Source organism: Sphingomonas sp. PAMC 26621 (genome assembly GCF_000251145.1).
Taxonomy (GTDB): domain Bacteria; phylum Pseudomonadota; class Alphaproteobacteria; order Sphingomonadales; family Sphingomonadaceae; genus Sphingomonas.
Genome location: NZ_AIDW01000021.1, coordinates 185,873 through 200,116, shown reverse-complemented (window position 1 = coordinate 200,116; position 14,244 = coordinate 185,873). Strand labels below are relative to the sequence as shown.

Annotated in this window: 14 protein-coding genes and 3 pseudogenes; 15 read left to right on the top strand and 2 right to left on the bottom strand. The window is 64.8% G+C overall.

The features are described from left to right. The first annotated feature begins 2 nt into the window (after positions 1-2). The 15 genes and pseudogenes from rpsH (at position 3) to RI03_RS12455 (ending at position 12,661) form a co-directional block, all read left to right on the top strand. Complete coding sequence (rpsH, locus tag RI03_RS12525; protein WP_010164570.1) at positions 3-398, top strand: 30S ribosomal protein S8; 396 nt, start codon at positions 3-5, stop codon at positions 396-398. Continuing rightward, complete coding sequence (gene rplF / locus RI03_RS12520) at positions 398-931, top strand: 50S ribosomal protein L6 (RefSeq protein ID WP_010164569.1); 534 nt, start codon at positions 398-400, stop codon at positions 929-931. The genes rpsH and rplF overlap by 1 nt, the downstream gene beginning before the upstream one ends. Then, a pseudogene (rplR, locus tag RI03_RS12515) lies at positions 931-1,289 on the top strand (50S ribosomal protein L18). Before rplF ends, rplR begins: the two are co-directional and overlap by 1 nt. A 3-nt stretch (positions 1,290-1,292) precedes the next feature. Then, complete coding sequence (gene rpsE / locus RI03_RS12510) at positions 1,293-2,018, top strand: 30S ribosomal protein S5 (RefSeq protein ID WP_010164566.1); 726 nt, start codon at positions 1,293-1,295, stop codon at positions 2,016-2,018. A gap of 5 nt (positions 2,019-2,023) precedes the next feature. After that, positions 2,024-2,200, top strand: coding sequence for a 50S ribosomal protein L30 (gene rpmD / locus RI03_RS12505; RefSeq protein WP_010164564.1), 177 nt, complete (start codon positions 2,024-2,026; stop codon positions 2,198-2,200). A 164-nt stretch (positions 2,201-2,364) separates the two neighbouring features. Continuing rightward, the gene (rplO, locus tag RI03_RS12500; protein ID WP_010217800.1) at positions 2,365-2,907 is read left to right on the top strand and encodes a 50S ribosomal protein L15; all 543 of its coding nucleotides are present in this window, start codon (positions 2,365-2,367) and stop codon (positions 2,905-2,907) included. 247 nt (positions 2,908-3,154) lie between these two features. Beyond that, positions 3,155-4,506, top strand: a pseudogene (secY, locus tag RI03_RS12495) (preprotein translocase subunit SecY). Between the two features lie 28 nt (positions 4,507-4,534). After that, positions 4,535-5,185 carry an adenylate kinase gene (locus RI03_RS12490; protein WP_010217799.1) on the top strand — a complete coding sequence of 217 codons (651 nt, stop codon included), beginning with the start codon at positions 4,535-4,537 and terminating at the stop codon, positions 5,183-5,185. Positions 5,186-5,615: 430 nt separating this feature from the next. Continuing rightward, positions 5,616-6,308 (top strand): response regulator transcription factor, encoded by a 693-nt coding sequence (locus tag RI03_RS12485; RefSeq protein ID WP_010164560.1) that lies wholly within the window; start codon positions 5,616-5,618, stop codon positions 6,306-6,308. Beyond that, a complete protein-coding gene (locus RI03_RS12480) occupies positions 6,305-7,651 on the top strand; it encodes a HAMP domain-containing sensor histidine kinase (RefSeq protein WP_010217798.1) in 1,347 nt (448 codons plus the stop codon). Before RI03_RS12485 ends, RI03_RS12480 begins: the two co-directional genes overlap by 4 nt. Positions 7,652-7,849: 198 nt before the next feature. After that, entirely contained in the window at positions 7,850-8,218 is a 369-nt protein-coding gene (gene rpsM, locus RI03_RS12475) for a 30S ribosomal protein S13 (RefSeq protein WP_010164558.1), read from the top strand. 54 nt (positions 8,219-8,272) lie between these two features. After that, complete coding sequence (rpsK, locus tag RI03_RS12470; RefSeq protein ID WP_010164557.1) at positions 8,273-8,662, top strand: 30S ribosomal protein S11; 390 nt, start codon at positions 8,273-8,275, stop codon at positions 8,660-8,662. Positions 8,663-8,756: 94 nt separating this feature from the next. Next, on the top strand, positions 8,757-9,824 hold the full coding sequence (locus RI03_RS12465; protein WP_010164554.1) for a DNA-directed RNA polymerase subunit alpha: 1,068 nt from the start codon (positions 8,757-8,759) through the stop codon (positions 9,822-9,824). 208 nt (positions 9,825-10,032) lie between these two features. Continuing rightward, positions 10,033-10,455: a 50S ribosomal protein L17 gene (rplQ, locus tag RI03_RS12460; protein ID WP_010164552.1), complete on the top strand. Its 423-nt coding sequence runs from the start codon at positions 10,033-10,035 to the stop codon at positions 10,453-10,455. Positions 10,456-10,532: 77 nt separating this feature from the next. Beyond that, a pseudogene (locus tag RI03_RS12455) lies at positions 10,533-12,661 on the top strand (prolyl oligopeptidase family serine peptidase). An 8-nt stretch (positions 12,662-12,669) separates the two neighbouring features. Here RI03_RS12455 and RI03_RS12450 read toward each other — a convergent pair. Further along, on the bottom strand, positions 12,670-13,773 hold the full coding sequence (locus tag RI03_RS12450; RefSeq protein WP_026046695.1) for a hypothetical protein: 1,104 nt from the start codon (positions 13,771-13,773) through the stop codon (positions 12,670-12,672). 42 nt (positions 13,774-13,815) lie between these two features. Further along, positions 13,816-14,226: a DUF6311 domain-containing protein gene (locus tag RI03_RS12445; protein WP_170318376.1), complete on the bottom strand. Its 411-nt coding sequence runs from the start codon at positions 14,224-14,226 to the stop codon at positions 13,816-13,818. Positions 14,227-14,244 lie beyond the last annotated feature (18 nt).

Below are 14,244 nucleotides of genomic sequence, written 5' to 3'. Positions count from 1 at the left end.
AGATGGCATTGACCGATCCCCTGGGTGATATGCTCACCCGCATCCGTAACGGCCAGCGCGCGCGCAAGGACTCCGTCCTGACGCCGGGCTCCAAGCTGCGGACCCGCGTTCTCGACGTGCTCCAGCGCGAAGGCTACATCCGTGGCTATAGCGAAGAGCAGATGGGCCCCGCGGCCGGCATCCGCATCGAGCTGAAGTATTTCGAGGGCCAGCCCGCGATCAAGCACGTTGCCCGTGTGTCCAAGCCCGGTCGTCGCGTCTATTCGGGTTCGACCGAATTGCCGCGCATCATGAACGGCCTCGGCATCACGATCGTTTCCACCCCCAAGGGTGTTCTGTCCGACGCGGAAGCGCGTGAGCAGAACGTCGGCGGCGAAGTCCTCGCGGAGGTGTTCTGATGAGCCGCATCGGTAAAAAGCCGATCACCGTTCCCGCCGGCGTCTCTGCGACGATCGACGGCGGGCAGATCAGCGTGAAGGGCCCCAAGGGCACCCTGGCGATGCCGCTGCGCGACGAGATCAGCTACACGCTCGAGGACGGCGGCATTTCCGTCGTCCCGGCGAACGAGACCAAGCGCGCTCGTGCCTTCTGGGGCATGCAGCGTACCATGGTTCAGAACCTGATCACCGGCGTGTCGGACGGCTTCACCAAGAAGCTGCTGATCAACGGCGTTGGTTATCGTGCCGCGGCCCAGGGTCGCAATCTGAACCTGAAGCTCGGCTACAGCCACGACGTCAACATCAACGTGCCGGAGGGGATCGAGGTCAAGACCCCCGACAACACGACGATCGAGATCTCGGGCACGGACAAGCAGAAGGTCGGCCAGCTGGCCGCGGAAATTCGCCAGTGGCGTAAGCCCGAGCCGTACAAGGGCAAGGGCATCAAGTACGACGGCGAGTTCATCTTCCGCAAGGAAGGGAAAAAGAAGTAATGTCGACCAAGGGTATGTCTCTCTTCGAGAAGCGGCGCCGCCGCAATCGCACCGCGCTCCGTGCGCGTGGAACGGGCCGTCCGCGGCTGTCGATCCACCGTTCGGGTCGTCACATCTATGCGCAGATCATCGACGACGCCAAGGGCGTGACCGTTGCCGCTGCCTCGACGCTGGAAAAGGACGTGCGCGACACGACCGGGGCCAATGTCGATGCAGCGATCGGTGTCGCACGCGTGTCGCCGAGGCAGCCAAGGCAGCCGGCGTGACGCAGGTCGTCTTCGACCGTGGCGGCTTCCTGTTCCACGGCCGCGTCAAGGCGCTGGCGCAAGCCGCGCGCGAAGCCGGATTGGAGTTCTAAGACATGGCGGATGAGATCAACACCGGCGAGATCGCCGCACCGGCAACGACGCCGAACGATGCACCGCAGGGCCGCGGGCCCCGTGGTGGTCGTGGTCGCACCGGTCCTGGCGGCGGTGGCCCCAACCGGGGTGGCCGTGACAGTCGCGGCGGTCGCGACAATCGCGGCGGTCGTCCGGGTTCGGACGATGGTGGCGAAGAGCTGATCGAGAAGCTGGTTCACATCAACCGCGTCTCGAAGACGGTCAAGGGCGGTAAGCGCTTCGGCTTCGCAGCGCTGGTCGTCGTAGGCGACGGCAAGGGGCGTGTCGGCTTCGGTCATGGCAAGGCACGCGAAGTGCCGGAAGCCATCTCCAAGGCGACGGCTGCCGCCAAGAAGGCGATGGTTCGCGTTCCGCTCAAGGAAGGTCGTACGCTGCATCATGACGGTCGCGGTCACTTCGGTGCCGGCCTCGTCACGCTGCGCTCGGCGCCTCCCGGCACCGGCATCATCGCGGGCGGCCCGATGCGCGCCGTGTTCGAGGCGCTCGGCGTCGCGGACGTGGTGACCAAGTCGGTCGGCACGTCGAACCCCTACAACATGATCCGCGCGACCTTCGAGTCGCTGACCGCACAGGTCAGCCCGAAGGCGGTTGCGCAGCGTCGCGGCAAGAAGATTGCGGACCTGCTCGGCCGTGGTGGCGCGGACAAGGACGTCGCAGAGGCCCAGGCCGAAGCGATCGCGGAGTAATATCGATGGCGACCATCAAGATCACGCAGACCGGTTCGCCGATCCGCCGCGAAGCCGACCAGCGCGCAACGCTGATCGGCCTCGGCCTCAACAAGATGCACAAGACGCGCGAGCTCGAGGATACCCCGGAAGTCCGGGGGATGATCCGCAAGGTCGCGCATATGGTGAAGATCGAGGCGTAAGGCTTGCAGCGTCTGTGAAAGCAGGCGCTGTGGCATCCGTCACGACAACAGGTATCTCTGGGCAGCCGCTTTTGCAGCTTGCCTAGTGACAAATGCGGGGAAGGGGGCTAACGGCCCCCTTCTTCTTTTTATCAGCGCGACAAAAGCGAAAGCGAGTGCAACTCATGAAACTCAATGAAATCCGCGACAATCAGGGCGCGCGTAAATCCAAGATGCGTGTCGGCCGTGGTATCGGTTCGGGCAAGGGCAAGACCGCAGGCCGCGGCCAGAAGGGCCAGAAGAGCCGTGAAGGCGTTTCGATCGCCGGCTTCGAAGGCGGCCAGATGCCGCTTCACATGCGTCTGCCTAAGCGCGGCTTCAACAACATCTTCGCCAAGGATTATGCCGAGGTAAACCTCGGTGCGATCCAGATGGCGGTCGACGCGGGCAAGATCGAGGCTGGCGCTTCGATCGACCACGAAGCGCTCAAGGCGGCTGGCCTCGCACGCGGTGGCAAGGACGGCGTCCGTTTGCTCGGCAAGGGCGAGCTGACCACGGTCCTCAAGTTCACGGTTGCCGGCGCGTCGAAGGGCGCGATCGAAGCGGTCGAGAAGGCTGGCGGTTCGGTCGACGTGATCTACGTCATGCCGGCAAACGAGAAGGCCGCTGCCAAGAAGGGCGTGAAGTACAAGGAGCGCCAGGCGCACAAGGCGTCGTTCAAGGCGTAACTCGCTCGCGTTTTCCATCAACGCTTCCCCGGCGAAGGCCGGGGCCCAAGCGTGGTGATGGAGGTAATGGAGGGTGCGCCCGAACTTCGATCGGTCCGCTACTGGGCCCCGGCCTTCGCCGGGGAAGCGGTAGCGGACTGCAACGGCTAGGCAAGCGCGCCTCCATGACTATATGAAGCGGCGGGGCGGTAAAACGTTTCCCGCCGTTTTTGTTTCCGCCGATATCGATTCCAGGACGATCAACCGCATGGCATCCGCAGCCGATAAAATGGCCTCAAGCATCAGCCTGTCGAAGTTCGCGCAGGCGACCGACCTCAAGAAGCGGCTGTGGTTCACCATCGGCGCGCTGATCGTGTTCCGCCTGCTCAGCTACGTCCCGCTGCCGGGGATCGACCCGACCGCGCTCGCTGCGCTGGCGAGCCGCACCAATGGCGGCGTGCTCGACTTCTTCAACGCTTTCTCGGGCGGTTCGCTCAAGCGTGCCAGTCTGATCGCGCTGGGGGTTACCCCGTATATCACCGCCTCGATCGTGGTGCAGCTCGCGACCTCGCTGTCGCCGACGCTTGCCGCGATCAAGAAGGAAGGCGAGAGCGGGCGCAAGCGGCTGAACCAGTACACGCGCTTCGGGACCGTCGCGCTGACCGTCATCCAGGGCTATTTCCTCAGCCTCGGCTTCCAGAGCCAGGGCGTGGTGGTCGATCCCGGCATGCTGTTCATCATCGGATCGGTCATCGCCTGGTCGGCGGTACGATGTTCCTGATGTGGATCGGCGAGCAGATCACCAGCCGCGGCATCGGCAACGGCATGTCGCTGATCATCATGGCGGGTATCGTCGCGAACCTGCCGACGACGCTGTTCAATCTCGCGCAGACCGCACGGACCGGGGGCGGGAACGTCACCGGCTTCACGCTGGTCGCGATCATCGTCGCGGTGGCGGGGCTCATCCTGTTCATCTGCTTCATGGAGCGCGCGCAGCGCCGCATCCTCATCCAGTACCCCAAGCGCCAGACCCAGCGCGGGATGCAGTCGGACCGCAGCCATCTGCCGCTCAAGATCAACACCGCGGGCGTCATCCCGCCGATCTTCGCATCGTCGTTGCTGCTGATGCCGCTGACGATCACGCAGTTCGCGGGTAAGAACGTGTCGGGCGATACGTGGTGGGGCTCGGTCGTGATCACGCTCAACCAGTATCTGCAGCATGGCAGCGTCGCCTACATGCTGCTGTACGGTGCGGGGATCATCTTCTTCTCGTTCTTCTACACCGCCGTCGTATTCAACCCGGAAGAGACCGCGGACAATCTGAAGCGGCATGGCGGGTTCATCCCGGGCATCCGTCCGGGCAAGAACACCGAGACCTATTTCGATTATGTGCTGACGCGCATCACCGTGATCGGGGCGGGCTATCTCGCGATCATCTGCCTACTGCCCGAGTATCTGGTTTCGGCGCTGTCGATCCCCTTCTACCTCGGCGGGACGAGCCTGCTGATCGTCGTCAACGTGACGATGGACACGGTGACGCAGATCCAGAGCCACTTGCTTGCGCACCAATATGGTGACCTGATCAAGAAGGCGAAGCTGAAGGGCGGACGTCTGCGCTAAGCGCGGCGACGGTAAACGGGAGAGTCGCGTGAACATCATTTTGTTGGGCCCCCCGGGCGCGGGCAAGGGCACCCAGGCGGCGCGCCTCGAAAGCGACCGCGGCATGGTGCAGCTCTCGACGGGCGACATGCTGCGCGCCGCGGTCAAGTCGGGAAGCCCGGTCGGGCTTCAGGCGAAGGCGGTGATGGAATCGGGGCAGCTCGTTTCGGACGAGATCGTGTCGGGTATCATCGGCGAGCGGCTCGACATGGGCGACACCGACAAGGGTGTGATCTTCGACGGCTATCCGCGCACTGCGGCGCAGGCCGAGCAGCTCGACGCGATCCTCGCTGCACGCGGGCGGACGCTCGACAAGGTAATCGAGCTGACGGTCGATGAGGATGCGCTGGTCGAGCGGATCGTCGGGCGGTTCACCTGCGGCAATTGTGGTGCTGGCTATCACGACCACTTCAAGCAACCCAAGGTTGCGGGGACGTGCGACGTGTGCGGGCACCACGAGTTCAAGCGCCGTCCGGACGATAACGAAGACACCGTGCGCACGCGCATGGCGGAGTATCGCGCGAAGACCGAGCCGATCATCCCGATCTACGAAGCGCGCGGGCTGCTCGCGCGAGTCGATGGGATGGCGGACATGGACAGCGTGTCGAAGGCGATCGAGCGTATTCTCGACGCGATTTGAAGTGAGGCGGGCGGGGGGCTTGGCTTGCGCTCATTCTCGCTTGCGCTGGACGCTTGACGCCATACGCCTCGCACGCCCGTCATCCTGAACTTGTTTCAGGATCCAGCCCACCACGAGTCAAGACAGTCCCGGTTGCGCGGTGGATGCTGAAACGAGTTCAGCATGACGGTGGAAGAGTGGCTGGTGGTGGTGCGTTCCCCCGCAATTCGCGCGGCGTCCAGATACCTCAATGACATTTTCGTCACCTCAATGTCACCGGATCGCGCAGGCAATCCGGTGCAAACATCCCGGCATGGCCGATGCACGCGGCCGGAAATGATCACCGAGATCGGCACTCGCACTCCCGGGAGTGCCGTTGGCCGGCGGAAGGCTCGCTTTCCGTCGGCCTCATTTCATTCTAGGCATGAGGAAACCGCCCGGAATGCCGCCTGTGACCCGCAAGATCCTGATTGTTGAAGACGATAGCTCGACCGCCGCCTATCTGGCGAAGGGGTTGGCAGAGACCGGCTATGCGGTCGAGACCTGTGCCGATGGCCGCGACGGCCTGTTCCTCGCAAGCGAGGGAATCTTCGACCTGATCATCGCCGATCGCATGCTCCCGGGCCTCAACGGCCTTGCGATGCTGGGCGCGATCCGCGCGGCCGGCGTCAGCACGCCAACGCTGGTGCTGTCAGCGCTGGGGACGGTCGACGACCGGATCGACGGTCTCAACGCGGGTGCGGACGATTATCTCGTCAAACCCTTCTCCTTTGCCGAACTCACTGCGCGGATCGACGCGATCTTCCGGCGGGTCGATCGCGGCGCGACCGAGGGGCAACCCACACGCCTGTCGGTCGGCGACCTCGAGATCGACCTGCTCGCGCGCACCGTCGCGCGGCAGGGCAAGCCGATCTCGCTCGGCGCACGCGAGTTCAACCTGCTTGAATATCTTGCTCGGCATGCGGGGCAGGTGGTGACCCGGACGATGATGCTCGAGAAGATCTGGAATTACCATTTCGACCCGGGTTCGAACGTGGTCGACGTCCATATCGGCCGGTTGCGCCGCAAGCTCGAGGACGGGTTCCCCGCACCGATCCTGCATACGGTGCGTGGCGCGGGGTATCGGCTGTCGGTCGAGCCTTGATCCGCCTGTCGGTCACGGCACGGATCGCGTTGCTGTCGATCCTGCTCGCACTCGTCTCCAATCTCGTGCTCGTCGCCTTCGTGTGGAAGGTGGTCCGCGACGATGCGATCGACGAACTTCGCCGCGACACGATCGAGCAATCCGATGCCTTGATCGCGGTCTATCGCAGCGGCGGGCTTCCGGCACTCGGGCGCACGATCCGCGAAGCGCGGGCACCTGGCGACCTGTCCCGGATCGTGGCGGTGATCGCGCGTGATGGCCGGTTGATCGCGGGTGTCGGCCCCGAACTCGATGGTTTCGCCCGCTGGCCTAACCTCGGCTTCCGGATCCGCGCGATTGGCCCCCCCTGGTCTGAGCGCGAGGCCGGCTATGCGGTGCGCCAGATCGGGCCGTATCGCCTGGTCAGCGGCCGCGTTCTTGACGACTGGAACGCCGAGCAACGCGGGATCGAACGTGCGCTTGCCGCCGCCATGCTGCTGTCGCTCGCGCTCGGGGTCGGCGGGGGGCTGGTCGTCACGCGCTATGTCGGGCGCCGGCTCGATCGCGTCGCCGACGTGATCGAAGGCGTCGCTGCGGGTGATCTCTCGCGGCGGGTCGTCAACGCCGCGAGCGGGGACGCATTTGACCGGCTCGCGACTCGGCTGAATGCAATGCTCGACAAGACCGAACGGCTGATGAGCGAACTGCGGATCGTCACCGACGGCCTCGCGCATGACCTGCGCTCGCCGCTCGCGCGGTTGCGCGCCAAGGCGGAGGCGGCCGTGCTTCAGGCCGATCCCGCGCAGCGCGAGGCGGCGATGGGTGGGCTGCTGATCGAGACCGATCTCGTGATGCGAATGCTGTCGACGATGATCGAGATCACGCGCGCCGAGAGCGTCTCGCGCGACCGGCTCGCGCGGATCGACCCGGCGACGCTGGTCGAGGAGATCGCCGATCTGTACGCGCCGGTGGTCGAGGACGCCGGAATGCGGTTCGAAGCGATTGTCGCGACCGGGCTTCCGCCCATCGTGCTCCACCGCGAGTTGATGACTCAGGCGATCGCCAATCTGATCGACAACGCGCTACGCCACGCCGGGGTCGGCGGTGAGATCGTTCTGCGCCTGGCGATGGCGGGGAATGCCGCGCGCTTCCAGGTCGAGGATCGCGGCCCCGGCATCGCGGAGGCGGATCGGGCAGAAGCGTTGCGTCGCTTCGGTCGGCTCGATCGCGCGCGCAGCCTGCCCGGGGCGGGGCTGGGGATGGCGCTGGTCGAGGCGGTCGCACGGTTGCATGAGGGACGGGTCGAACTGCAGGACAATGCGCCTGGGTTGATCGCCGCAATCGTGGTTCCCATCTCGCGCTAGGCAAACCGGTCACGCGTGCTTGACAGGCGGCGAGTCGATCTTTACCAGCCCGGCATTCCGAACCACCGGTCTCCGGCGGCGCTTGTTTGCGCTCGCCGGTGTGTTGCGTTTTTTGACAAGGCGCGGGGTTCGGTTGCGCAACGCGATGAGATGGGATGTGCAGCCATGCATGTCCCGTGGAGCAGGAGAAACAAGTTCATGGCACGTATCGCCGGGGTCAACATCCCGACCAACAAGCGCGTAGTAATCGCGCTCACCTACATCCACGGCATTGGAGACACCAAGGCCAAGGAAATCGTCACCAAGCTGGGCATTCCGATGACCGCGCGCGTGCAGGACCTGACCGACCAGGAAGTCCTCCACATCCGTGAGACCATCGATGCCGATTACACGGTCGAGGGTGATCTTCGTCGCACCGTTGCGATGAACATCAAGCGCCTGATGGATCTGGCCTGCTATCGCGGCCTGCGCCATCGCAAGGGCCTCCCCGTTCGCGGCCAGCGCACGCATACCAATGCGCGCACCCGCAAGGGCAAGGCAAAGCCGATCGCCGGTAAGAAGAAGTGAGCTTGAGCCGCGGGTGACCGCGGCTCGCTCCTGCAGTAGGGTTAGGACAAGACAATGGCACGTGAACCGCAACGCATTAAGCGGCGTGAGCGCAAGAACATCACCTCTGGTGTTGCGCATGTGAACGCAAGCTTCAACAACACCATGATCACGATCACCGATGCCCAGGGCAACGCGATCTCGTGGTCGTCGGCCGGCGCAATGGGCTTCAAGGGCTCGCGCAAGTCGACCCCGTATGCGGCACAGGTCGCAGCGGAAGACGCGGGCAAGAAGGCAGCCGAGCACGGCGTCCGTACGCTCGAAGTCGAAGTGAAGGGCCCGGGTTCGGGCCGTGAGTCGGCGCTTCGCGCGCTGCAGGCGGTCGGTTTCCAGATCACCTCGATCCGTGACGTTACCTCGATCCCGCACAACGGCGTGCGTCCTTCGAAGCGTCGCCGCGTCTGATTTCGTCTCGGCCGTGCGCGGTTGATCGCGCTGCACGGTCCGATTCCCACTTGGTCGGCATCGCCCGTGCCGGCCCAAAATCAAGGGATAGCCTATGTCCGTCAATGCAAAGAACTGGCAGGAGCTCAAGAAGCCGTCCGGTCTCGAAAAGAAGCCCGGCGGAGACGGCAAGCGCAAGGCGACCTTTATCGCCGAGCCGCTGGAGCGTGGTTTCGGCCTGACGCTCGGCAACGCGCTGCGGCGCGTTTTGTTGTCTTCGCTGCAGGGCGCGGCGGTGACGTCGATCAAGATCGAGAACGTGCTGCACGAATTCTCGTCGCTGGCGGGCGTTCGCGAGGACGTGACCGACATCGTGCTCAACGTGAAGCAGATCGCTTTGCGCATGCAGGGTGAAGGGCCGAAGCGGCTCCAGCTGTCGGCAACGGGCCCGGGTCCGGTCAAGGCGGGCGACATCGCGGTTTCGGGCGACATCGAAGTGATGAACCCGCAGCTCGTGCTGTGCCATCTTGATGATGGCGCGACGCTGAACATGGAACTGACCGCGGACGTCGGCAAGGGCTATGTCCCCGCCGTGTCCAACCGTCCGGCCGATGCGCCGATCGGCCTGATCCCGGTCGATGCTTTGTATTCGCCGGTTAAGCAGGTCAGCTACAAGGTTGAGAACACCCGCGTCGGGCAGGAACTCGATTACGACAAGCTGACGCTGACGATCGAGACCGACGGTACGGTTTCGCCCGAGGAAGCCGTCGGTTATGCCGGTCGCATCCTGCAGGACCAGCTTGCGCTGTTCGTCGGCTTCGACGATTCGAGCGTCACGCGTCAGGCACCGATCGGCCAGGCTGCGCCTGCCGCTGGTGGTACCGAGGTTTCGGGCGATACGCAGCAGATCAACCGTTATCTGCTCAAGAAGGTCGACGAACTCGAGCTTTCGGTTCGCAGCGCCAACTGCCTCAAGAACGACAACATCATCTACATCGGCGATCTGGTCCAGAAGACCGAAGCCGAGATGCTGCGCACGCCGAACTTCGGCCGCAAGTCGCTCAACGAGATCAAGGAAGTGCTGTCGAGCATGGGTCTCCGCCTGGGCATGGAAATCCCCGGCTGGCCGCCTGAGAACATCGAAGAGATGGCGAAGAAGCTCGAGCAGGAAATCATGGGCTGAGCCGCACGGGATTAGCGTGAGCTAATCCCGAGACGGCGAAAGCCCGGCCGGCGGACCTCGGTCCGACCGACGACGCGGCTTCGCCGCCACGTATCCGGCATCAGTTAGGGTCCCCGCCTTCGCGGGAATGACGGAACATCGGGTGGGCCACCGTCCCCACCGGCTCTGGGGTACCTCACACGGCCCCTTATCGAACGAAGGACATACCATGCGTCATCGCGTAGGCGGCCGTAAGCTTCAGCGGACCTCGGCCCACCGCATTGCCCTGTTCCGCAACATGAGCGCCGCGCTCATCAAGCATGAGCAGATCACCACGACCGTCGCCAAGGCGAAGGAACTGCGCCCGTACATCGAGAAGATGATCACGCTCGCGAAGAAGGGTGGCCTGTCCAACCGTCGTCTCGCACACGCGCGGTTGCTCGACGATGCGCAGCTGACCAAGCTGTTCGACGTTCTGGCCGAGCGGTATGCCGGTCGCAACGGCGGCTACACCCGCATCATCAAGGCGGGTATCCGCCTGTCGGACGCATCGCCGATGGCGGTGATCGAGTTCGTCGACCGCGACGTCAGCGCAAAGGGCCAGGATTCGGGCCCGGTGATGACCGGCGAAGAGTATGACGACGCGGCGTAAGCCGTCCGTCCCGCGGGATTGAGAAAGGAGCTGCACTCGTCCAGAGTGTGGCTCCTTTCTTCGTTTCTGGGGTTTGCATGCGTCCTTTTCCGATCCTCGCGGTTCTCCTCGCTTCCCCCGCCCTCGCGCAGACACAGGCTCCCCACATGCAATATCCCGAAACCCGACGCACCGCGCAGGTCGACGAACAGTTCGGCGTCAAGGTCGCCGATCCGTATCGCTGGCTCGAGAACGACGTCCGGACCGACCGTGAGGTCGCCAAGTGGGTGGTCGACCAGAATGCCGTCACCAACGCCTATCTTGCGACGCTGCCCGGGCGGGACATCTTTGCGGCGCGACTGAAGCAGTTGCTCGATTACGAGCGGTTTGGCGTGCCGGTGAAGAAAGGCGGGCGCTATTTCTACAGCCGCAACGCGGGCCTTCAGAACCAGGCGGTCCTGTACGTCCGCGACAGCGTGGGCGGCGAGGGGCGGGTGCTGATTGACCCCAATGGCTGGTCGAAGGACGGCGCGACCGCGCTCGCCGAATGGAGCGCGTCGGAGGACGGCAAGAAGCTGGCCTATGCCGTGCAGGACGGCGGGACCGACTGGCGCACCGTCAAGGTGCTCGACGTCGCGTCCGGCGCGGTGTCGGATACGGTCGAATGGGTCAAGTTCTCCGGCCTGTCGTGGGCGAAGGACGGCTCGGGCTTCTTTTACTCCCGGTTCGCCGCGCCGGCGGATGGGTCCAAGTTCCAGGCGCTCAACGAGAACCAGCAGGTCTATTTCCACAAGCTCGGCACGCCGCAATCGGCGGATGGCCTGATCTACGCGACCCCCGACCAGCCGAAGCTCGGGCACACTGCGCAGGTGACGGATGACGGCAAGTGGCTCGTCATCACCACGCATGAGGGGACCGACAACCGCTACCAGATCACCGTGATCGACCTGACCGCGCCCAAGCCTGCGCCCCGGACAATCGTCAAGGGGCTCGAGAATGAGTGGACGCTGGCGGGCAATGTCGGCGGCAATTTCTACTGGGTGACCAACAAGGGCGCGCCCCGTGGCCGGATCGTGGCGACCAATCTCTATGCGCGCTCGGCCGAAGTGCCCGAAACCGAGATCGTCGCGCAGGGCAAGGACGTGATCGACGGAGCGAACCTGGTGGGCGGGCGGCTGCTCGTGTCGTATCTGGCGGACGTGAAGAGCGAGGTCCGTCGGTTCACGCTCGACGGCAAGGCGGACGGCACGGTCGCGCTGCCCGGAATCGGCGATGTCGGTGGCTTTGGCGGGGACGCGGACGACACCGAGACCTTCTACGCGTTTACCAGCTTCGCCACGCCCACGACGATCTACCGCTATGATGTCAGCACCGGCAAGGCGACCCCCTGGGCCAGCCCCAAGGTCGCGTTCGATCCGGCGCGCTATCAGGTCGACCAGCGCTTCTACACGTCGAAGGACGGCACCCGCGTCCCGATGTTCGTCGTCCGGCGCAAGGACGTGACCGGCCCCGCACCGACGCTGCTCTACGCTTATGGCGGGTTCAACATTTCGGTCACGCCGACCTTCTCCGCGACGCGGCTCGCGTGGCTCGAGCAGGGCGGCGTGCTCGCGGTCGCCAACATCCGTGGGGGCGGGGAGTATGGCAAGGCGTGGCACGACGGCGGACGCCTCGCGCAGAAGCAGAATGTGTTCGACGATTTCATCGCGGCGGGCGAATATCTGAAGCGCAGAAGATCACCGGGAAGGACCAGCTCGTCATCCAGGGCGGGTCGAACGGCGGTTTGCTCGTGGGGGCCGTCACCAACCAGCGACCCGACCTGTTCGCCGCGGCGATCCCCGCAGTCGGCGTGATGGACATGCTGCGGTTCGACCGTTTCACCGCGGGGCGCTATTGGGTCGACGATTACGGCTATCCGTCCAAGGAGGCCGATTTCAAGACGCTTTACGCCTATTCGCCGTACCACAACATCCGTGCGGGCAAGGCGTATCCGGCGATCCTCGCGGAGACGGCGGATACCGATGACCGGGTCGTGCCGGGGCATACGTTCAAATATACCGCAATGCTCCAGTCGCTCGACCTCGGGCCGAAGCCTCGGCTGGTGCGGATCGAGACGCGCGCGGGTCATGGCTCGGGCAAGCCGACCGACAAGGTGATTGCCGAGACTGCCGACGCCTGGGCGTTTGCGGCGAAGTGGACCGGTCTGGCGGTCAAGCCGGTCCAGTAGCGCGTCCGTCAGTCGTTCTTGCCCCGACCGTCCGGTCGGGGAAGAATGACGCGGACACCGTCCAGCATCGCGACGCGGTCGGCCGACACCTTTGGCAGCTTTGCCTGCGGGAGGAGGACATACAGCCGATGCGGATCGAGATCGCCGCGATCGAACGCCTGTTGCTCTCGCTTCAACCGCGCCTTGGTCACTTCATTGCTGCGGGAGGCATAGACCAGCCGGATCGGGTGCCCGGCATCGACCGCGCGCCATGCGACCTCCTGAAACAGATCGAGCTGTTCCACCGCGTTGGGTGGCATGATGGTGACGTCGTGCGCTGCCGAAATCGCCATTGCCCAGCGTGGATCGCGGGTACGGATCCATTTGGACGGGTCTCGCGCACCGCTGGCCGTCGCCCGCGTGAAATGGGCCAGGCCGCCAAGGTCGAGGACCTGGACCGCGAGCGCGACCGCGAGCAGCAACTGTCCCCTTGCGGGTGGCAGGCGGTAGGCCGCCGTGATCGCCGCGAACACGAGTCCATAGGCGACCGGCCAGAACAGCCGCGCCGATGCCCGGATCGGGTCGAGCGCCGCAACCATTTTAGCGGACAGCGGAATGTGCACCAGCGTCACACCGGCATAATCCATGCGATGCGTGATCGCCAACATCGTCAAGACGGTCCCCGCCGGGATCAGCCAGCAGAGCCGCCGGTGTAGCGAGCCGTTCGTGGCGATGGTCTCGCGCCCGGTTGCAAGACTGAACGGCATTGCTGCGATGAGCAGTAACAAACCAGCGCCGAGATACTGGAATGCCTCCATCTGGCGATCCGGCGCTTGTGCGTAGGCGGGCAGGAAGCGCGCCAGGCCCCCAATCGCCGGGTTCCAGGGCGCATCGATGGGCATGCCGAACTGTCCGAACGAGTGCGTGGGAACGAGCCCGCCGCGATCGACGAGGAGGAAGACGCAGGTCGCTGCGGCAATCGCGACGCCAGCCGCGCCGAGCAGGAGGTTGCGCCGGCCAGCCCAGCCTTTCTCCAGGCCTATCCACCGTTCGAGCATGGCGCTGCCCCAGATGGCGGCAACCATCAGCAGCAGGTAGCTGTGGACCAGCGCGGCGCACACGACCACGGCCAACCACCAGCGCCCGTCGGCCGCGCGGCGCGGATCGATGAAGATCTACAAGGCCCACAACAGCAACCAGTGCGCGCAAAGGTTCACGTGAACTTGCCGGAGAAAAAGCGACGGCAGCAAGGCCAGCAAGATCACCCCGATCCACAGCATGACCCGGCTGGGCGCATAGGGGCTCAGCAGCGCCCTCGCCAAGCTGAGCTGCAGGATCAGGCAGGCCAGCAGCCATGGCCCGACGACTTGCAGGTCTCCGCCCGCGAGCCGCGCCAGCGGCGCGACGAGCAGCGCGAGCAGGGGATTGCTGTCGGTGAACAGCAGCGTCACGCCGTCCGGCGCGTTGAGCAAATAGGTCCGGAAAAGAGTGGCATGGGGATCGTTGAGCCAAGCGTGCAGCCCCAGCGCATTCTCGCCGCTGTCGCTCCCGCGCAGAAGCCAGCCGATGTTCCGTGGTGCCAGCATCGCCACGTCGAAGAAGGC